Below are 20,106 nucleotides of genomic sequence, written 5' to 3' on the forward strand. Positions count from 1 at the left end.
AAGGAGTTGGGATCGCACGTTGTCTTCCTAAGACCGCTTGGCCTCCGACTTGGGGCGGAGCGGCGGGCGGCGGTGCGCAGCGCACCCTCCACCGGATCCGCACCGAACCGCCACCGGACCGCCCCTGGTTGCCCGTGGATCCCTCACCGGCCCGGCAGCGGCCCCTTCACCGGCCGGCAGGGCGCACGGGCCGCCGCGCCTCAGACCGCGGGCGGCGCGCCCTCGCGTGGCCGCCCCGGTACGCCGGGGCGGCGCTGCCAGGGCAGCGGGCCAGCCGGCGGCCGGTAGCCGACGCCGAGGGCGTCGAGGCGGCGGTAGTGCTCGGCCATGCGCGCCTCGAAGCCGGCGAAGTCCCGTTCCGCGGGGGCGCCGAGGCTGCTCCACACGGCCTCGGCGAACGCGGCGAGGCGCGGGTGCGTCTGGTAGTCGACACGGCCGGTGTCCTGCATGACCTCGGTCCAGACGTTGGCCTGGGCGCCGAGGATCCGCCGGGCCTCGTCGCCGTCGAGCTCGGCGGGCACCGGCTCGAAGCGGTAGACGTCCTCCAGCGTGCGGACGAACCCGATGGGGATCGGCTCGTCGTCGCCGGGGGCCTGCCGGTGGTCCAGGTAGACGTGCTGCTCGGGGCACATGACCACGTCGTGGCCGGCCCGCGCGGCCACGACGCCGCCCGCGTAGCCGCGCCAGGAGGAGACGGCGGCGCCGGGCGCGAGGCCGCCTTCGAGGATCTCGTCCCAGCCGATGAGGCGCCGGCCGCGCGCGGCGAGCCAGGTGTCGAAGTGCCGGACGAACCAGGACTGGAGCTCGTCCTCGTTGGCGAGGCCGTTCTCCTCGATCCTGGCCTGCGCGGCGGCGGAGTCCTTCCACTGCTCCTTCGGCGCCTCGTCGCCGCCGACGTGGATGAACTTCGACGGAAAGAGCGCAAGCACCTCCTCGAACACGCCCTCGTAGAAGCGGAGTACGGCGTCGGTCGGCGCGAGGATGTTCGGGTTGATCCCCCAGGTGTCCCAGACGCCGATCGCCGTGGTGTCGACGACGTCGGCGTTGCCGAGCTCGGGATAGGCCGCGATGGCGGCCTGCGAGTGGCCGGGGATGTCGATCTCGGGGACGACGGTGATGTGCCGCTCCGCCGCGTACGCGACGATCTCGCGGATGTCGTCCTGGGTGTAGAAGCCTCCGTGCGGGGTCTCGCTCCACAGGTCGGAGGCGCGGTGGCCCCACTTGGTGCGGGGGCGCCAGGCGCCGACCTCGGTCAGCCGCGGGTGACGCTTGATCTCGATGCGCCAGCCCTGGTCGTCGGTGAGGTGCAGGTGCAGGACGTTGAGCTTGTGCGCCGCGATCAGGTCGAGCTGGCGCAGGACGCCCTCCTTGGGCGTGAAGTGCCGGGCCACGTCCAGCATCAGGCCGCGCCAGCCGAAGCGCGGCCGGTCCCGCACGGTGACCGCGGGCAGCCGCCACACCCGGTCCGCGGTGAGCGGCGCACGGCGGAAGGCGTCGGCGCCGAGGAGCTGGCGCAGGGTCTGCGCGCCCCAGAAGACGCCCTCGGGGCCGCCGCCGGTGATCGCGACGGCCGGGGCGCCGCCGCCGGGCGCCGCTGTCGTCAGGACGTACGCCTCGGGGCCCTGCGCCGTGCCGAGCGCGGCGTCGACGCGCAGCACGACGCGGCGGTGGCCGCCGTCCGCGGCATCGGTGTCGGTGTCGGTGTCGGCCAGCGTCAGGCCCGTCGCGGGGGCGACTGCGGTGCGCAGCCAGCGCGCGGTGCGCCCCGTGCCCGGGCCCGCCTGGAGGCGGAGTACGGGCGGCAGCGCGAATCCGGCGGGGCCGCCGCCCTCCGCACCCGTGATCAGGCCGGGGGCGGGGATCAGGGCCGCACGGGCGGAATCCAGGTCCGGTGTCGCAGGGTGGGTCGCCATTCGTCCTCCGCCGGGGTGATCGGGTCCGCACCGAAGTGAGGTCTATACCAATACGGAAGATCAGCACATGGCGACCGGGACGGCAAGAGGCCCGCCGCCGGGACGGCCCGGGGCCGCCCGGCGGGACCGCACAAACGTTCCTTCCCGCGGCGAACGCCCATAGCGGCAGCGGCGGACGCACCCGGTGCGCCCGCCGCCTGAGGCCGGTCGGCTACTTCTTGCCGCCGCCCTTGCCGTCCTTGTCCCCGTCGCCGCCCGCGCCCATGGAGTCGTAGATCTCCTTGCACATCGGGCACACCGGGTACTTCTTGGGGTCGCGCCCCGGTACCCAGACCTTGCCGCAGAGTGCCACCACGGGGGTGCCGTCGAGGGCACTCGCCATGATCTTGTCCTTCTGGACGTAGTGGGCGAAGCGCTCGTGGTCGCCGTCGCCTCGCGACACCTGCGGCGTCGGCTCCACGAGGGTGCCCGTACCTGCCCCGCGCTCGGGCTCAAGAGTGCTCATAACAGCCAAGAGTACTCACGGACCGGGCTTTTCCCCGAGGGCGGGTCGGAGCACTCCGCGTCCGGCCGCTCACCCCGGGCAGCGCCTGGCGCCGCCGGGCAGGGCACGCCCGCCGGCCGTCAGTTGAGCGACGGGTCGTCCGGATACGTGGCGACCATGGCGAGCTTCCCGCGCTGGCGCCGCAGCACGGCGCGCCACAGGCCCTCGGGGCGCGGCACGGACACGTCGCCGGGCTCCGACTCGACGACGTACCAGGCGCCGCGGTCCAGTTCGCGCTCCAGCTGTCCCGGGCCCCAGCCCGCGTACCCGGCGAAGATCCGCAGCGAGCCGAGCGCCGTGGCCAGCAGTTCGGGCGGGGTCTCCAGGTCGACGAGGCCGATCGCGCCGTGCACCCGGCGCCAGCCGAGGGGGCCCTCGCCGCCGTCGCCCGGGATGACGGCGAGCGCGAGCGCCGAGTCGAGCGAGACGGGACCGCCCTGGAAGACCACGCCGGGCTCGCCCGCGTGGTCGGCCCAGCCCTCCAGGATGTCGGCCACGCCGACCGGCGTCGGGCGGTTGAGGACCACGCCGAGCGAGCCCTCGTCGTCGTGGTCGAGCAGCAGGACGACCGCGCGGTCGAAGTTCGGATCAGCCAGGGCCGGTGTCGCGACGAGCAGCCGGCCTGTGAGCGAGGACACCTCGGTCATGCGACACATGATCCCGCATGTGGGCCCCGCGGGGTGCCGTCCGTACGCGGCGCGCGTGCGCGCAGCTCAGGGCGCACCGCGGCGCCTGCGGAGCGCCCGGGGCGCGACGACCTTCCGTACCCGCGGGCGTACGCAGGGTGTTGTGCCGAATTCATTACGTCCTCCCCTCCCGCGCGGACCTACGGGAGGGGGTCCGGCGCGCCTTAGGCTTACCCGGGCCGCACGTTCGGCCCACGTCCCCCTGACCGCCCACTCCGGAACGCGAGATTCATGACCGGCACAGACGATGTCCTGCTTGTCCACGGCGGCACCCCGCTCCAGGGCGAGATCCGCGTCCGCGGTGCGAAGAACCTGGTCCCCAAGGCGATGGTCGCCGCCCTGCTCGGCTCGACCCCGAGCAGGCTGCGCAATGTGCCGGACATCCGCGACGTGCGGGTCGTGCGCGGCCTCCTCCAGCTGCACGGGGTGACCGTGCGCCCCGGCGAGGAGCCGGGCGAGCTGGTGCTCGACCCGACCAGGGTGGAGAGCGCCAACGTCGCCGACATCGACGCGCACGCGGGGTCCTCCCGCATCCCGATCCTGTTCTGCGGGCCGCTGCTGCACCGCCTCGGCCACGCGTTCATCCCCGGGCTCGGCGGCTGCGACATCGGCGGCCGGCCGATCGACTTCCACTTCGATGTGCTGCGGCAGTTCGGCGCGACGATCGACAAGCGCGCCGACGGCCAGTACCTGGAGGCGCCGCAGCGGCTACGCGGTACGAAGATCACACTGCCGTATCCGTCGGTCGGCGCGACCGAGCAGGTGCTGCTCACCGCGGTCCTGGCGGAGGGCGTCACCGAGCTGTCGAACGCGGCGGTCGAGCCCGAGATCGAGGATCTCATCTGCGTCCTGCAGAAGATGGGCGCCATCATCGCGATGGACACCGACAGGACGATCAGGATCACCGGCGTCGACAGCCTGGGCGGCTACAACCACCAGGCGATCCCGGACCGCCTTGAGGCGGCGTCCTGGGCGTCGGCGGCGCTGGCCACCGAGGGCGACATCTATGTGCGCGGGGCGCAGCAGCGCTCGATGATGACCTTCCTCAACACGTACCGGAAGGTCGGCGGCGCCTTCGAGATCGACGACCGGGGCATCAGGTTCTGGCACCCCGGTGGCTCGCTGAAGTCGATCGCGCTGGAGACCGACGTGCACCCCGGCTTCCAGACGGACTGGCAGCAGCCGCTCGTGGTGGCGCTGACGCAGGCGTCGGGCCTGTCGATCGTGCACGAGACGGTGTACGAGTCGCGGCTCGGCTTCACGTCGGCGCTGAACCAGATGGGCGCGCACATCCAGCTCTACCGCGAGTGCCTCGGCGGCTCGCGCTGCCGCTTCGGCCAGCGCAACTTCCTGCACTCGGCCGTGGTGTCGGGCCCGACGAAGCTCCAGGGCGCCGACCTGGTCATCCCCGACCTGCGCGGCGGCTTCTCCTACCTCATCGCGGCGCTGGCGGCGCAGGGCACCTCGCGCGTGCACGGCATCGACCTGATCAACCGGGGCTACGAGAACTTCATGGCCAAGCTCGCCGAGCTCGGCGCGAAGGCGGAGCTGCCGGGCGGCCCCCTCGCCTGACGGCACGCTCACGGCCCGGCGCGGGCCCTCGCCTGACGGCACGCACCCCGGCCCGTGTGGACCCCTCTCTGCTGACGGGGTCCACACGGGGCTCCGCGGCCCCCTCGCACGAGGGGCTCCCCGGACCGGGCGAACCCCTCGCACGACGGGCCCCGGACCAAGCGGCCCCTCGCACGACGGGCTCCCCAGACCAGGCGAACCCCTCGCACGACGGGCTCCCCAGACCAGGCGGCCCCTCGCACGACGGGCTCCCCAGACCAGGCGGCCCCTCGCACGACGGGCCACCGGACCCGGGCGGCCCTCCCGTATGACGGGCTCCCCGGGCCGGGCGAACCCCTCACATGACGGGGTCCGCCCTGGGCCCCGGGCAGCGGCAAGGGCGGCTCTCCGGTGTCCGGAGGGCCGCCCTTGCCGACTGGCTGTGCGGACCGGGTTCCGTCCCGCCCGGCGGTGCCGCCGGGCCGGGATCCGTCCCGGGGACTACTTGCCCTTGGCGGCTTCCTTGAGCTTGGAGCCCGCGGAGACCTTCACGCTGTAGCCGGCCGGGATCTGGATCGGGTCGCCGGTCTGCGGGTTGCGCGCGGTGCGAGCGGCCCTGTGGGTGCGCTCGAAGGTCAGAAAGCCGGGGATGGTGACCTTCTCGTCGCCCTTGGCGACGATCTCGCCGACGGTCTCGGCGAAAGCGGCCAGAACGGCGTCGGCGTCCTTGCGGGTCACCTCGGCGCGGTCGGCCAGGGCGGCCACCAGCTCACTGCGGTTCATGTTCTTACTCCCGTGTTCTTCTTGCCTGTGAGGCGTGAGATCGAAGCCGATGCTCCCAGGGCCCTCGGACACTCGCCGGGCCCCGGGCCTTCATTCGAGAACCCTCGCGCCCCGTGGGGGTGTCCCCGAAACGTTGTCCTCGGGATCAGGTCTCCCCAGGACGAAGTCCCTGAGACTGCATCCTGCCCCCACCAGCGGCGGGAAAGCCAATCCGATGACCCCGCCGTCACACGGAAAGCCGCTGCGCGGCGGCGGGGGGTGTCATGGTCCGCCACCCTAGACGGGCCACTCGGCCCGCCCGTCGCGCGACGCGCCGGGCGGGTCGTACCCGGCCAGGGCGGGACCCGCGCCTCAGGCGGGGATGCCGGGCGTGCCGGCGGCGTCCTCCGCGGACGTGTCCACGGTCACGCCGGCCGCCTTGGCGGCCTCGCGGACGGCGCCGGCGACCGCGCCCGCGACCTTGTCGTTGAAGACCGAGGGCACGATGTAGTTGGCGTTCAGCTCGTCCTCGGTCACCACGTCGGCGAGCGCCTCGGCGGCGGCGAGCATCATCTCCGTGTTGACGGTGCGCGACTGGGCGTCGAGCAGGCCGCGGAAGACGCCCGGGAAGACCAGCACGTTGTTGATCTGGTTCGGGAAGTCCGAGCGGCCCGTGGCCACCACGGCGGCCGTCTCACGAGCGATCGCCGGGTCGACCTCGGGGTCCGGGTTGGCGAGCGCGAAGACGATCGCGCCCTCCGCCATGGCGGCGACGTCGGAGCCGTCGAGCACGTTCGGGGCGGAGACGCCGATGAAGACGTCGGCGCCGGCCACGGCCTGCTTGAGCGTGCCCGTGACGCCCTCGGGGTTGGTGTTGTCGGCGATCCAGCGCAGCGCCGAGCCGGGCGCCGCGTCCACCAGGTCCTCGCGGCCCGCGTGCACCACGCCGTGGATGTCGGCGACGACGGCGTGCTTGACGCCCGCCGCGAGCAGCAGCTTCAGGATGGCGGTGCCGGCGGCGCCCGCCCCCGACATGACCACCCGGACGTCCTCGATGTCCTTGTTGACGACGCGCAGCGCGTTGGTCAGCGCGGCGACCACGACGATCGCGGTGCCGTGCTGGTCGTCGTGGAAGACCGGGATGTCCAGGGCCTCGCGCAGCCGCGCCTCGATCTCGAAGCAGCGGGGCGCGGAGATGTCCTCCAGGTTGATGCCCGCGAAGCCGGGGGCGATGGCCTTGACGACCTCGACGATGGCGTCGGTGTCCTGGGTGTCCAGGCACAGCGGCCACGCGTCGATGCCCGCGAACCGCTTGAACAGGGCAGCCTTGCCCTCCATCACCGGCAGTGCGGCCTTGGGGCCGATGTTGCCGAGGCCGAGCACGGCCGAGCCGTCGGTGACGACGGCGACCGTGTTGCGCTTGATGGTGAGGCGGCGGGCGTCGTCGGGGTTCTGGGCGATCGCCATGGAGACCCGCGCCACACCCGGCGTGTAGACCATGGAGAGGTCGTCGCGGTTGCGGATGGGGTGCTTGGACTGCATCTCGATCTTGCCGCCGAGGTGCATCAGGAACGTGCGGTCGGAGACCTTGCCGATGGTGACGCCCTCGATGCCGCGCAGCTTGCCGACGATCTGGTCCGCGTGCGCCGTGGAGCTCGCGGCGATCGTCACGTCGATCCGCAGCTTCTCGTGGCCGGACGCGGTCACGTCGAGGCCGGTGACCGATCCGCCGGACGCCTCCACCGCCGTGGTGAGCTGCGAGACCGCGGTGCCGCTCGCCGGCACTTCAAGACGGACCGTCATCGAGTACGAGACGCTTGGCGCCGTTGCCATTGCCGAGTTCCTCTGCTTTCACTGAGCCGCTGTGCCGTTCCACCGTTCGGGTCTACCGGGCGGAACCTTCCAGATGGTACGCAGCTACCACTCGGTAACGGCTAAACCCGCCTCTTCCGGAAGGGCACTTCCATTATCCGGAGCGTAACAGCGGGGGATACGAGGAAAGCAGGCCCCCACCAACCTGTGGTGAAGACCTGCTGACGTATGAGCGGCACCGACCCGCCATGCTCGCCTCGCGGCAAGTGGTCGCTCGAAGCGACTATGGTTGGGCCCGGGGGCTTGGATCGAGCCGGTGCCGTATACAGGCTAACAAACGACCCCCGCTCAGTCTTCCCCGACGCCAAGCCCGTTGGACTTTCCGCCCCGCCCCAGCTCAGAGCCCCGCCTACGGCCCGTGCGGGCGGAGGCGGGGCGCGGGGCGTCAGTCGCGGAGCAGGTCGGGGACCCCGTCGCCGTCCGGCTGGTCCTTCGCCGTGGCGACCACCGTGAGCTGCCGGGTGGCGCGCGTCAGCGCCACGTACAGGGTGCGCAGGCCCACGGAGGCGGCCGCGCCGTCCGCGATCTCGGCCGGGGAGACCAGGACCGTCGCGTCGTACTCCAGGCCCTTGGCCTCCAGGCTGCCGAGCGGGACGACGCGCTCGCCGAGGCCCGCGACCCACTCGGCGGCCTGCGCGCGGCGGTCCATCGCGACGACGACGCCCACCGTGCCGTCGACGCTCTCCAGGAGCCGCCGCGTCTCGTCCCGTACGGTCCGCGCGAGCGCGGCGTCGGTGGGGGGCGCGACGGTGAAGCGGGGCCGCAGGCCGGTGGAGCGCACCGCGCGCGGCGAGGCGGCGCCCGGCATCGCGAGGGCCAGCACCTTCGCCGCGAGCTCGGCGATCTCGGCGGGGTTGCGGTAGTTCACGGTCAGCGTGAAGCGGCGGCGCTGCCTGCGCCCCAGCGCCTCGTCGCGCGCCTCGGCCGCCTCCTCCTCGTCGGGCCAGGACGACTGCGCGGGGTCGCCGACGACGGTCCAGGTGGCCGTCCTGCCCCTGCGGCCGACCATCCGCCACTGCATCGGCGTGAGGTCCTGCGCCTCGTCCACGATGACGTGCGCGTACTCGGTGCGCTCCGCGGCCAGCCGCTCAGCGCGCTCGCGCTGGGTCTCCTCACGCTGCGGCATCAGCTCGTCGAGACCGGTGAGCGCGTCCAGCGGGTCGAGTTCGCGGCGCGCCCTGCGAGGGCGCGGCGGGGTGCCGAGCACGGCCTCCAGCTCGTCGAGCAGGGCCACGTCGTGCACGGAGAGCGGGCCCGTCCCGTCCGCGCCCGCCCGCCGCAGCGAGCGGGCGAGCCTGCGCGCCTCTCCCGGGGTGAGCACGCGGCGCGCCCAGCGGCCGAGGGCGCGCTCGTCAGCCATCGCGGCCAGCACGCGGCGCGGGGTCAGCTCGGGCCACCAGGCGTCGAGGAAGGCGAGGAAGCGGTCCTCGGACGAGACGTCCTCGTCGAAGCCGGCGCGCAGCTCGGCGGCGAGTTCCGCGTCGCCGCGCGAGAGGTGCTCGTCGGCCCGCGAGGCCGCCCCCGAGCGCTCCCACAGCGCGTCGAGGAGCAGCTTGCGGGCGCGCGGGCGCAACAGGTTGACGGGCGCGGTGCCGCCGAGCGCGGCCTGCCGCACGCGCCGCAGCTCGGCGGCGTCCAGCTCGATGCGGCGGCCCAGCGCGACGACCCGCAGCCGGTCGGTGCCAACCGGCTCGGCCGTCTCCTCAGGGGCCGCCTCTTCGAGGGTCGCCTGTCCTGGTGCCGCGGCCCGTGCGCCCGCGCCGCCGGGTTCGAGCGCGCCCCGCGCGGCCCTGCGCAGCACCCGCGCCATCCGCGCCGAGCCCTTGATCCTCGCCACCGCCGGGTCGTCGTACGCGGTGGCCTCCGCGCCCTCGACGAGGGAGCCGAGCGCGCGGATCGCGACCTGGCCCTCCTCGCCGAGGGAGGGCAGCACGCCTTCCGTGTAGGCGACGAGCAGCGGTGTCGGCGAGACGACGAGGATGCCGCCCGCGTACCGCCGCCTGTCCTGGTAGAGCAGGTAGGCGGCGCGGTGCAGCGCGACCGCGGTCTTGCCGGTGCCTGGCCCGCCCGAGACCTCCGTGACGGACGCGGCGGGCGCCCTGATCACCAGGTCCTGCTCGGCCTGGATGGACGAGACGATGTCGCGCATGGTGTGGCCGCGCGCCTGGCCGAGCACGGCCATCAGCGCGCCGTCCCCGACGACGGGCAGCGGCGCGCCGTCCAGCTCCGCGGTGAGCTCGGGCCGCATCAGGTCGTCCTCGACGCCGAGGACCCTGCGGCCCTTGGAGCGGATGACGCGGCGGCGCACGACCCGGCCGGGGTCGACGGGCGTGGAGCGGTAGAAGGGCGCCGCTGCGGGCGCCCGCCAGTCGATGACCAGGGGCGCGTAGTCGGAGTCGAGCACGCCGATCCTGCCGATGTGCAGGGTCTCCGCGATGGCGGCGGTGCCGTCGGGCCGCACGGCGTCGTCGGCCGGCTCGACCGACGTGTACGCGCCGTCTGGGCCCTTCTTGCCGTCCTTGCCCGCGAGGAGGTCGATCCGGCCGAAGAGGAAGTCCTCGAACTCGTTGTTGAGCCGGGACAGGTGCACGCCGGCCCTGAAGACCTGCGCGTCCCGCTCGGCGAGCGCGCCGGGCGTGCCGACCTGGCCGCGCTTGGCCGCGTCGGCCATGAGGAACTCCGCCTCGTGGATCTTCTCCTCAAGGCGGCGGTAGACGCGGTCGAGGTGCCGCTGCTCGACCGCGATCTCGCCGGCGCGTGCGGAGTCGTCCGCCGGGCCGGGGGCGGGCGCCCCCGGTCCGGTCGCTGATCCCGCCGCGGCGTGGGCGGAATCGACAGCGGCTTCCTGCGCGGCCACCCGGGCCCCCTTCTTGACGTGCTACGGAAGCCGTCAACCGTACGCGAAGGGGGCGCCCGGTGTCAGGCCGGAACCCGCACGAGCCGTCTGCCGTCGAAGGTGGTCACGTCGAAGTGGTCGATGTCCTTGGGCTGAACGGCCGCACCTCCGTGCACGTACAGCGGCTTGCGGGCGACCTCGTGGGGGCTTTCCGGCACGCCGTAGCCCCACGGGGGCACCGCCCAGGACGAGACGACCTGCCGGTCGCCCGACGTGGAGACGGCGACGAGCCGGCACTTCAGCGGGCCCTTGACGTTCTTCAGCTCCACCACCGCGTTGGTGCCCCACGCCTTGGACTGGAGCGCCACGGTGGCACTGACCTTGGTGGTGGGGTCGGTCGCGCTGTACTTCGTCGTCATCGACGTGAAGTACGCGCCGTCGGTGCGGCCGTCTGCGGCCCGGCTGCCCGCGGGGGCGGAGTCGCCCGAGGTGGCGACGACCGCGGCCGTGGGGCCGCCGACGATCAGCACAGCGGCGGCGGCCGCCAGGTACAGGCCCCGCCTGCGCCGCTTGGCGCGCCGCGCCGCGACCTCGTCCACCAGCCGGTCGAGCAGCTGCGGGCTCGGCCGTACGGACACGGCGGGGGCGCCGCCGTCGTCCCCCGCGGCCGTCTCGCCGCCGCCCCGCGGTGCGGCCTCCTCCGGCGGGGGTACGGAGCGCAGCCGGCCCGCCCCCGCGCCCGGCCCCCGCTCGCCGGGCGCCGCGTCCCGGCCTGCCGGGGCGCCAGGGCCGTCCGCGAGCAGGGCGAGCACGGGCTCCATGCCGGAGAACTCCTCCAGCCTGGCCGCGCAGAGTTCGCAGCCCGCCAGGTGCCCTTCGAAGGCGGTGGCGTCGGCGTCGTCGAGGACACCGAGGACGTACGCGCCGACCGCGTCGTGCACCGAGCCCTCTCCGTCCCCGCCGGACACGTCGTGGTTCGTCATGCCGAGACCCCCCTCTCCTCCAGCGCGAGTTTCATGGAACGCAGCGCGTAGAACACCCGTGAGCGCACCGTTCCGCTGGGAATGCCGAGCGTCTCGGCCGCCTCGTTGACCGTCCGCCCCTTGAAGTACGTCTCGATCAGTACTTCGCGGTGCGCGGGTGTCAGGTCTTCGAGCGCGTCCGAGAGCGTCATCAGCCAAAGCGCCTTGTCGATCTCGTCCTCCGCGGGCATGACGTCGAGCGGCGAAGGATCGACCTCCTGCGGCCGGGCCTGCCGGCTCCGGTGGCCGTCGATGACGATACGGCGTGCGACCGTCACCAGCCAGGGCCGGACGGTTCCGGTCGTCCTGTCGAGCCGGTCGGCATTCTTCCAGGCACGGATGAGTGTCTCCTGCACGACGTCCTCGGCGCGCTGCCTGTCGCCCGCGACGAGGCGCAGGACGTAGGCGAGCAGCGGACCGGCGTGTTCCCGGTAGAGAGCGCGCATGAGCTCCTCGTCCGGAGCGGAGAGGTTGTCGCGCGGTGCGTCGCTACGGCGCCGGTCCCGCCTGGGACGGTCATCGGCCACGGCGGCATCCTTGCGCACCCGAACCTCCCGGTCGAGACCTGATGTGGCTGCTTACGACCTTTTCTACGGACGAGGGGCGGCCGGCGCTCAATGGGCCGGGGAAATGTTTCCCGATCTTCATGTGGCGGGTGGCCCGCTGCGGCGGTCAGCGGACGGGCAGCTCGTCGCAGAGCAGCTGGACCAGCGGGCCGAGCCGGAAGCGCTCGGGCGCGCGCACCGGTACGCCGCGCTCGCGCAGCGGCGCGGCCGTGACCGGTCCCACACACGCGGCCAGCACGCCGTCGGCGAACGCGGCCAGCACGCCGTCCGCGGCCCCCCGCTCCCCGGCGCGGGCGAGCAGCGAGGCGGCGGCGGGCGCGCTGGTGAAGGTGACGGCGTCCACGGTGCGCGCGGCGATCCGGCCGATCAGGCCGTCGAGCGGCGCCGGGTCGAGCGGCGGCAGCCACCGGTAGACGGGGACGGCGACGACGTCGGCGCCTGCGTCCGCGAGAGCCTCCCTGAAGCCGTCGAGCGGCTCGCCGTGCAATTGGACGGCGACGCGCCGCCCCGCGACGCCCTCGCCGAGCAGGCGTTCGAGGACCTCGGCGAGGGACTCGGAGGCGGGCGACCACTCCTCGCGCAGGCCGGCGGCGCGCAGGGCACCGGTGACCTTGGGACCCCGCGCGTACAGCCGGGCCCCGGCGAGCCGCGTGAGCAGCGCGTCGCTCTCGCCCCAGCCCGCGGCCGCCTGGAGCCAGCCGCGGAAGCCGACCGCGGTGGTGGCGACGACCGTGTCGGGCGGGAGTGCGACCAGGTCTCGGGTGGCGGCGCGCAGCCGAGTGTCGTCGGCGAGCGGCACCGTGCGCAGGGCGGGCGCGAGGACCACCTCGGCGCCGCGCCGCCTGATCAGCGCGGCCTGGTCCTCGGCCCGCCGCGCGGCGGTGACGCCGACGGTGAACCCCGTGAGGGGCGCGCTCTGCTCGGCCATGCCGTCCCTGCCTCTGCTGTCGTCGTGGGTCCCCGCCCCATTGTGACGGGGCGGCGGCGCGCGGCGCCGGGAGGTCAGCGCGGGCCGGGCACCGCGGGCGTCCCGCGCGCCCCGCTGGGCCACAGGCGGGGGCGGCGCCGCGCCGCCAGGTCCTCGGCCCAGCCGGACAGCACGATCACCACGGCGAGCATCGGCCACACCAGGACCAGTGTGAGCACCGGGTACGAGGCGTCGAGGACGCCGCCGAAGCGGTCGGTGCCGGGAATGCGCCACGCCTGGTCGATGAGCGGGTCGGTGAGCATGATCAGCAGGTTGTGCCAGAGGTAGACCGTGACGGCGCGGTTGTTGGCCAGGGTGACCCACGGGTCGAGCCGCGCCAGCCGGCCGGGCAGGGCGCGCCAGGAGGGCGAGTACAGCAGCAGGATTGCGACGAACCCGAGGGACCACAGCGCCTGGGCGAGCGGGATCTCGTCGAGGTTCCAGCCCTCGGACGTGAGGTGGCCAGAGGCCCACCAGATCCCGGCGGCCATGGCGAAGGAGGCGAGGGAGACCGTCACGTACCGCGGCACCCGGCGCAGCAGGCCGTCGTGGTGCGCGAAGCCGAGCACCCAGCAGGCGCCGTACGTGGCGAAGTCCGTGACGGCCTCGCCGCTCTCGCCGGGGATCGTCACGAGCCCGGTCGTGCAGAGGGCGCACAGGGCGAGCGGCAGCGCGACCCCGGCCCAGGGGGCGCGCCGGAACAGCCGGAGCAGCAGCGGCGAGGCGAGCACGAACCACAGGTAGGCGCGGATGTACCAGAGCGGCCCAGCCGCCTGGTCGGCCCAGGAGGCGTCGAGCGGACCCCACGGGTGGCCCGCGGGGTCCGGGTAGGGCGGTGCGCCCAGCGGGACCAGCCAGTTGAGCAGCGAGAGCAGGCCCGCGGTGCCGCCGTCCCGCACGGGGTGCCAGCCGGTGGCGAACAGCAGGGGTACGACGAGGAGCGCGAACAGCCACATCGGCGGCAGCAGGCGTCTGAGCCTGCCCCTGACGACCCGGACACCGCCGCGCTGCCCGAGCGAGCGGGCCATCAGCGAGCCCGCGAGCGCGAACATCACGCCCATGGAGGGGAACAGGACGGTCAGCCAGCTCCAGCCGAAGATGTGGAAGACGACGACGCGGACGAGCGCCAGCGCGCGCAGCAGGTCGAGACAGCGGTCCCGGCCGCCGTCGCGCGCGGTCCCGGCCGGGGCGCCGGCCGCCGCACGGGCCCGGGGCGGGCCGTCCGCGCGGTGGCGCGCGGGCCCTGGGCCCATGGCGTGCGGTGTGCTCACGCGACGGGCCTCCTGTCGTCCGTGTGGGGCCGCTGCCGCGCGACCGGCGGCGCGGACTCCACCGCGCCGGTGCGGCGCAGTTTCTGCCAGCGCAGCCGGCCGCCGCTCAGGGCGGTGATCCAGGACTGGACGAGGACGGCGTACATCAGCGCCCGGTACAGGAGTTGCTGGAGCGGCAGCGCTGTCAGGTGCCGCATGGGCTCGCGGTCGAGGCGGAAGGCGTAGACGGCGCAGACCAGTTGGACGCCGAGCAGGGCGAGCCAGCCGGCGACGGTCTTGCCGGTGGGGCCGAAGACCAGGCCGTAGAGGAGGAACAGGTCGACGAGCGGCGCGAGCAGCGGGGCGACCACCATGAACGCGGCGACGAACGGCAGTCCGACCCGGCCGAAGCGGCCCGAGGGCCCCCGTTCGACCACCGCCCCGCGGTGCTTCCACATCGCCTGCATGGTGCCGTAGCACCAGCGGTAGCGCTGCGACCACAGCTGCCGCACGCTCTCCGGGGCCTCGGTCCAGGCCCGCGCGTTCTCCGCGTACACGACCTGCCAGCCGCCGCGGTGCAGGGCCATGGTGATGTCGGTGTCCTCCGCGAGGGTGTCGTCGCTCATGCCGCCCGCCCGGCGCAGCGCCTCCTTGCGGAACGCGCCGCAGGCGCCGGGGATGGTGGGCATGCAGCGCAGCACGTCGTACATGCGGCGGTCGAGGTTGAAGCCCATCACGTACTCGATGTGCTGCCAGGCGCCGATCAGCGAATCCCTGTTGCCCACCTTGGCGTTGCCGGAGACGGCGCCGACGCGCGGGTCGGCGAACGGCCGCACCAGCTCGCGCACGGTCGCCTCCTCGAAGACCGTGTCGCCGTCCATCATCACGACGATGTCGTACCGGGCGTGCAGGATCCCGTTGTTGAGGGCTGCGGCCTTGCCCGCGTTGCGCTGCCTGAGCACCCGCACGCCGGGCAGTGCGAGCGCCTCGACGATGTCGGCGGTGCCGTCGGTCGAGCCGTCGTCGATGACGATCACCTCGACGGGATGGTCGCTGCGCGCCAGCGAACGCACCGTGTTCGCGATGCACTTGCTCTCGTTGTACGCGGGCACGAGCACCGTCACCGGCTCGGTCACCGGCGCCTCCTGCGGCCCCTCGCGCCTCCGGCGGCGGCTCCTGCGCGCGTGGACGAAGGCGAGGACGAGCATGAGGGCGAACCGTCCGACGACGAGCACGCCGACGAGGGCGACGCAGCCGATCAGGCCCTCCGTCACGGCGTCGGAGACGGTGACGGCCGCGACGAACGCCCTGCCCTCGGCCAGGTCCCTGCCGTGGGCCGCGGTGTGGGCGCTCGGCGCGCCGAGCGCCTGTGTGACGGTCTCGAAGCGGTAGCCCCTGGCGCGCATCGCCTCGATGTAGCGGGGCAGCGCCGCGACGGTCTGCGCGCGGTCGCCACCGAAGTCGTGCATCAGCACGACGGCGCCCTTCGGATACGCGGGGGTGGCGTTGGCGATGATCCGGCCGGCTCCCGGGCGCTGCCAGTCCTCGCTGTCGACGCTGTCGAAGACGACGAGGTAGCCGAGACTGCCGACGTACCGGGTGACCGGCCAGGACGCGTTGTCGAGGGCGTCGGCGAACGAGGAGTACGGCGGCCGGAACAGGGCCGTGCGGATGCCGGCCGCGCCCTCGACCGCGAGCTGCGTCCGGGAGATCTCCCTGCGGGTGGTGGCGGCGTCGACGTAGGAGAGGTCGGGGTGGTCGAAGGTGTGGACGCCGACCTCGTTCCCCTCGGCCACCATGCGCCTGACCAGCGCGGGGTGGCGGGCGGTGTTGGTGCCCGTGACGAAGAACGTCGCCGGTGCGCGGTGGGCGCGGAGGATGTCGAGGATCTTCGGCGTCCACACCGGGTCGGGCCCGTCGTCGAAGCTCAGCACGATGGTGCGGTCAGGGATGTCCAGGGACTTGGCGGGCCCTGACGGGTCGCGGGCGTCGACGACGGGTCCGCCGTCGAGCACGTGCCCTGGCACCCGGTCGGTGGCGGCGGGCGGACGCACCCGGTGGTCGGGCACGAACGAGCTGTGCACGTAGCCGCGGACGAGCAGCATGCCGGAGAGCACGGCGAGCAGGGCGACGGGCACCAGGTGGCGCAGGGGCACCCGGCGCTGCCTCGCGGCGCCCGCGGCGTTCTTCCCGCGGGCGCGGTGGTCGGTTCTCGGCATGGGTCAGGCCGTGCCTTCCGGGGGCGTCGTGTCCGTCGCGCCCGGCAGGTCGGCGGCCCGGGTGCCGGAGTCCGGCGCGCCCTGGTCTCCCGGGGTGCCGCCGGTGCCGGTGGTGCCCGGAGTGCCGGTGGTGCCCGAGGTGCCGGTGGTGCCGGTGGTGGCACCGCCCGCCGGGTCGCCAGGAGCGCCCGTGGTCCCGCCGGCGCCCGTGGTCCCGCTGGCGCCCGTGGTGTCGCCGCCGGTGCCCGCCGTGGAGCCGGTCGTGCCGCCTGAGGTGCCGTCCGCGGTACCGGTGGAGCCGCCGGACCCGGCGGTCCCCGAGCTTCCCGAGGTGCCGGTGGCTCCCGAGGCTCCTGAGGCGCCCGAGGTGGTGGCACCGGTCCCCCCGCCGGCCGAGCCGCTGGAGCGCGGCGCCGTGGTGGCGCCGCCCCGGCCCTTGGTGCCCGCGGTGGTGCCCGTGGACCCCGCGGCGGCCAGGCCGCCGGTGGTCGCACGGTCGTGCGGGGCGGCGGAGGCCGGTGCTGACGGCCCGCGCGCTCCGGCCGCCGCGGCGGGCAGGGCCGCGTCGGGTACGCCGTCCCCTTCGGTGTCCGCCGCGGTCGGGGCGGCCCCGGGCCCGGCCGGGGTGGCGGAGGCCGAGGCGCTCGGTGCGGGGTCGGGGCGCACGGTGCGGGCGGGCTTGCCCTTGTCGGCGAGCTCCGGCACGCCGGGTATGTTCAGCAGAGGCGCTGTGGAGCCGCCGCCGACGAGCGCGGCGATCAGCGCGACCGCGTAGGCCGCGCAGAGCACGGCGACGCCCCAGCCGATCCTGCGGATCTTCCGGCTCCTGCGGCCACTCGCGTCGACGAAGACGGGCGCGCCGCCCGGGTCCTTGCCGTCCTCCTCGCGGCCCGCGCCGCCGCTCCCTCGCAGGGCCCGGCCGCCGAGCCCTGCGAGTTCTACGGTTTCCAGGGTTTCCGGGGCTTCGTCCAGCGATTCCGCGGAATTCCTGGGTCTCGCGTATACAGGGCCCGCGGGTTCCGCGCATGCGGATATCGCAGGTTCCGCGACGGTTTTCTTCGGCTCGTGAGCGCGCCCCTGAAGGACGTCTCCTCGACAGTTATCCACTGCTGCGCACAACCCCCCACATAAATGTTTCAGGGCGCGCGAACGGACCTCCGGAATGCCGCCGGCCAGGCCCCCACCCGGCCGAGCGCCCCCTACCCCTCTGCACCCGGGCCACGAATGTAGCGCACGGTTCCGTCCGTCGTACTTCTGCTTGCGGAATACACGGGCGACCGTGTAAGGGCGTCCCATTGATCACCACGTGGGCGAGAAATGGTTCAGACCATTTCCCGTATTCCCCAACTGCCGCACCGGCCTGGCGTCTTGACGGTGCGGGCCGAGCCCGGAGCGGCGCAGGGAGTCATGGCGGCTGAACGCCGGGTGGCCACCCGGTGTCCGACATCGCTGGAAAATTCATGGCTCGGTGGCACCGATCGGGCCTCCATACCGTCCCGTATCGCGGACAGCAGGGGCCTGCATACGCCCCGCCGCCGCGCACCGACCCTTACCCGAGGGCGCGGCGGGCCCCGGCCACGGCAGCACGACAGAGGCGCCACGGTCCGCTGCCGCGGGCCGTGGCGCCTCTGCTTCTTGCCGGTACTTCTCTGTGGAGATGGCGGGAATCGAACCCGCGTCCAACGGTGCAGAATCAGGGCTTCTCCGAGCGCAGTCCACTACGATTTTCTCGGCCCCGGAGATCACGTGGACAAGTCTCCGACGGGCTCAGTCACTGTGTGATTTCCCTGCACACCCCGTGACCGGGTCTACAGGTTTAGTTCCCTAGCTGATGCCAGGATCCGGGTCGGGAACACCCCCGGGCTGACACTCCGCGGAGTCTTCGCCTAGCTGCTTATCAGGCAGCGAGGGCGAAGGCGGAGGAATCGCGCTTGGAATTGGCGATTATTTTTTGCGACATATGGTTTACGAGATCATTGCCGCTTCCTCGGCTCGCTTCCCCTGCTTCGACAGCCGCTGTCGAAACCGATCATCCCCATGTTGATTTTTCAAGACGTGCACCCGCTGTGAGGCGCGGTGCCCATCGTACGGGATCAACGCCCGCCCGTGCCAGCGTATTCCCCGCGCCGGGCGGCCCCGCGTGCCCGTGCCCGGCCGGTCAGCCCCGCTGGCGGCGGCGCACGGCGGAGATCGCGCGCTCCGTCTCCCTGCGGTCCTGCTTCTCCCGCAGCGCCTGCCGCTTGTCGTACTCGCGCTTGCCGCGGGCCAGCGCGATCTCGACCTTGGCCCTGCCGTCCTTGAAGTACAGGGCGAGCGGCACGATCGTGTGGCCCGTCTCCTGCGCCTTGGACTCCAGCTTGTCGATCTCGGCGCGGTGCATCAGCAGCTTGCGCTTGCGCCGCGCGGAGTGGTTCGTCCACGTGCCCTGGCTGTACTCGGGCACGTGCACGTTGTGCAGCCACGCCTCGTGGCCGTCGATCTGCACGAAGCCATCGACGAGCGACGCCCTCCCAAGGCGCAACGACTTCACCTCGGTCCCGGTCAGGACGAGTCCCGACTCGTAGGTGTCGAGGATCAGGTAGTCGTGCCGCGCCTTCTTGTTCTGCGCGATCAGCTTGCGCCCTTTTTCCTTAGCCATAGTCCCGCCATTTTCGCACCTCGGTGCAACCTCTTTCACGTCCCGCGCGCGGCCCGGGGCCGCCGCGGTCAGGCGCCGTCGCCGAGCCCGCCGAGCACCGTCAGGGCGCGGCGCTCCGCGTCGCCGCCTGCCGCCACGTCGGGGGTGATGCCCCGGCCGTCCACGGCCCGGCCCGCGGGGGTCCTGTAATGGCCCACGGTGAGTTCGGCGACCGAGCCGTCCGGCAGCGTCGTCGGCATCTGGATGGACCCCTTGCCGAAGGTCCGCGACCCCACCACGACGGCCCTGCCGCGGTCCTGGAGGGCCCCCGTGAGCAGTTCTGCCGCGCTCATCGTGCCGCCGTCCACGAGCACCACCAGGGGTCGCTCGGTGTCCCCGCGCCCCTTCGCGTACAACGCGTGCTGGCGCCCGTTCATGCCGTACGTGGCGACGAGGCCGCCGTCGAGGAACCCGGAGGCCGCCGTGACGGCCTCGGAGACCAGGCCACCGCCGTTGCCCCGCAGGTCGAGCACGATGCCGGCGCCCGGGGGTGCGTCGCGCACCGCCTGCCGCACCTGTGCGCCGGTCCCCCGGGTGAACGAGTCGACGGCGACGCGCCGCGCGCCGCCCGGCAGCGGTGCCACGGAGACCGAGGCCACCGCGAGCCGCGCCCTGCGCACGGTGCGGGAGAGGCGGTGCCCCGCACGGTCTAGGCCGAGCACGACGGTGCTGCCGGGCGGGGCCACCGGGCCCGCGCCCTGCGGGTCGCCGCGCAGCAGCCCCATGACCCGGGTGACGGGGAGCCCGGCGACCGGGCGGCCGTCCACGGCGCGCAGTACGTCGCCCGGGCGGACCCCGGCCCGCGCCGCCGGGCCGCCGCGCTCGGTGCGGGTGATCTGCACGAGCCCGTCCGCGGTGCGGCGGGCGCCGACCCCGACGCCGGTGTACGTGCCGTCGAGGGCCTGCGTGAACTCCTCGTACTCGCTCTTGTCGTAGACCGCGCTCCAGCGGTCCCCGCTGCGGCTGACGACCTGCTCGGCGGCGTCGGTCCCCGACTGGCCGCGGGCGACGGCCCGGCGCGCCGCGTCGGTGACCGCGCCCGCGTCCAGCGAGGGCGCGGGCCGCGCCTCGGCGGCCGGTGCGTCGTGCGGCGCGGAACCGCCCTGGCGCGGCAGCGAGTCGGTGGCGGCGGCCGTGGCGAGCACGCCCGCGAACACCAACGTCAGAGCGGCCCCGCGGCCGAAGCGGCGGGGCCGGAGACGGAGCGTGACGTGACCCGGCATGGCGCATCAGTCTAGGAC

The 20,106-nt window shown here is 73.8% G+C and carries 14 protein-coding genes, 1 other RNA gene and 1 pseudogene; 1 reads left to right on the top strand and 15 read right to left on the bottom strand.

Features of this window, described 5'->3' with window-relative positions:
- Positions 1-200: 200 nt before the first annotated feature.
- The 3 genes from ABEA77_RS30280 to ABEA77_RS30290 form a co-directional block, all read right to left on the bottom strand.
- On the bottom strand, positions 201-1,913 hold the full coding sequence (locus ABEA77_RS30280) for a beta-N-acetylhexosaminidase (protein ID WP_345654649.1): 1,713 nt from the start codon (positions 1,911-1,913) through the stop codon (positions 201-203).
- 211 nt (positions 1,914-2,124) lie between these two features.
- Positions 2,125-2,418, bottom strand: a complete 294-nt coding sequence (locus ABEA77_RS30285) for a DUF3039 domain-containing protein (protein ID WP_345654652.1) — start codon at positions 2,416-2,418, stop codon at positions 2,125-2,127.
- A 119-nt stretch (positions 2,419-2,537) separates the two neighbouring features.
- A complete protein-coding gene (locus tag ABEA77_RS30290; protein WP_345654655.1) occupies positions 2,538-3,104 on the bottom strand; it encodes a YqgE/AlgH family protein in 567 nt (188 codons plus the stop codon).
- A gap of 270 nt (positions 3,105-3,374) precedes the next feature.
- On the opposite strand from ABEA77_RS30290, the gene murA reads away from it, so the two are divergent.
- The gene (murA, locus tag ABEA77_RS30295) at positions 3,375-4,715 is read left to right on the top strand and encodes a UDP-N-acetylglucosamine 1-carboxyvinyltransferase (RefSeq protein WP_345654657.1); all 1,341 of its coding nucleotides are present in this window, start codon (positions 3,375-3,377) and stop codon (positions 4,713-4,715) included.
- A 480-nt stretch (positions 4,716-5,195) separates the two neighbouring features.
- Here the strand turns inward: murA and ABEA77_RS30300 are convergent, their stop codons facing one another.
- The 12 genes and pseudogenes from ABEA77_RS30300 to ABEA77_RS30355 all read right to left on the bottom strand — a co-directional run bounded on the left by ABEA77_RS30300 (position 5,196) and on the right by ABEA77_RS30355 (position 20,088).
- A complete protein-coding gene (locus ABEA77_RS30300; protein ID WP_007382399.1) occupies positions 5,196-5,477 on the bottom strand; it encodes an HU family DNA-binding protein in 282 nt (93 codons plus the stop codon).
- A gap of 351 nt (positions 5,478-5,828) precedes the next feature.
- Positions 5,829-7,289 (bottom strand): NAD-dependent malic enzyme, encoded by a 1,461-nt coding sequence (locus ABEA77_RS30305; protein ID WP_345654660.1) that lies wholly within the window; start codon positions 7,287-7,289, stop codon positions 5,829-5,831.
- A gap of 424 nt (positions 7,290-7,713) precedes the next feature.
- Positions 7,714-10,074, bottom strand: coding sequence for a HelD family protein (locus tag ABEA77_RS30310; RefSeq protein ID WP_345654702.1), 2,361 nt, complete (start codon positions 10,072-10,074; stop codon positions 7,714-7,716).
- A gap of 173 nt (positions 10,075-10,247) precedes the next feature.
- Positions 10,248-11,147, bottom strand: coding sequence for an anti-sigma factor family protein (locus ABEA77_RS30315; protein ID WP_345654663.1), 900 nt, complete (start codon positions 11,145-11,147; stop codon positions 10,248-10,250).
- The gene (locus ABEA77_RS30320; protein WP_345654666.1) at positions 11,144-11,731 is read right to left on the bottom strand and encodes a sigma-70 family RNA polymerase sigma factor; all 588 of its coding nucleotides are present in this window, start codon (positions 11,729-11,731) and stop codon (positions 11,144-11,146) included. Before ABEA77_RS30320 ends, ABEA77_RS30315 begins: the two co-directional genes overlap by 4 nt.
- Before the next feature lie 130 nt (positions 11,732-11,861).
- A pseudogene (locus ABEA77_RS30325) lies at positions 11,862-12,680 on the bottom strand (uroporphyrinogen-III synthase); the annotation flags it as partial.
- A gap of 74 nt (positions 12,681-12,754) precedes the next feature.
- Positions 12,755-13,990, bottom strand: coding sequence for an acyltransferase family protein (locus ABEA77_RS30330; protein ID WP_345654668.1), 1,236 nt, complete (start codon positions 13,988-13,990; stop codon positions 12,755-12,757).
- Positions 13,987-16,119 carry a bifunctional polysaccharide deacetylase/glycosyltransferase family 2 protein gene (locus tag ABEA77_RS30335; RefSeq protein WP_425588421.1) on the bottom strand — a complete coding sequence of 711 codons (2,133 nt, stop codon included), beginning with the start codon at positions 16,117-16,119 and terminating at the stop codon, positions 13,987-13,989. Before ABEA77_RS30335 ends, ABEA77_RS30330 begins: the two co-directional genes overlap by 4 nt.
- 72 nt (positions 16,120-16,191) lie before the next feature.
- Positions 16,192-16,977, bottom strand: coding sequence for a hypothetical protein (locus ABEA77_RS30340; RefSeq protein WP_345654673.1), 786 nt, complete (start codon positions 16,975-16,977; stop codon positions 16,192-16,194).
- A gap of 860 nt (positions 16,978-17,837) precedes the next feature.
- Positions 17,838-18,225, bottom strand: a transfer-messenger RNA (tmRNA) gene (gene ssrA / locus ABEA77_RS30345).
- Positions 18,226-18,346: 121 nt separating this feature from the next.
- Complete coding sequence (smpB, locus tag ABEA77_RS30350) at positions 18,347-18,826, bottom strand: SsrA-binding protein SmpB (protein WP_345654676.1); 480 nt, start codon at positions 18,824-18,826, stop codon at positions 18,347-18,349.
- A gap of 68 nt (positions 18,827-18,894) precedes the next feature.
- On the bottom strand, positions 18,895-20,088 hold the full coding sequence (locus tag ABEA77_RS30355) for a S41 family peptidase (RefSeq protein WP_345654679.1): 1,194 nt from the start codon (positions 20,086-20,088) through the stop codon (positions 18,895-18,897).
- Positions 20,089-20,106 lie beyond the last annotated feature (18 nt).

Origin of the sequence: Streptomyces tremellae (genome assembly GCF_039540215.1) — a bacterium.
Taxonomy (GTDB): Bacteria; Actinomycetota; Actinomycetes; order Streptomycetales; family Streptomycetaceae; genus Streptomyces; species Streptomyces tremellae.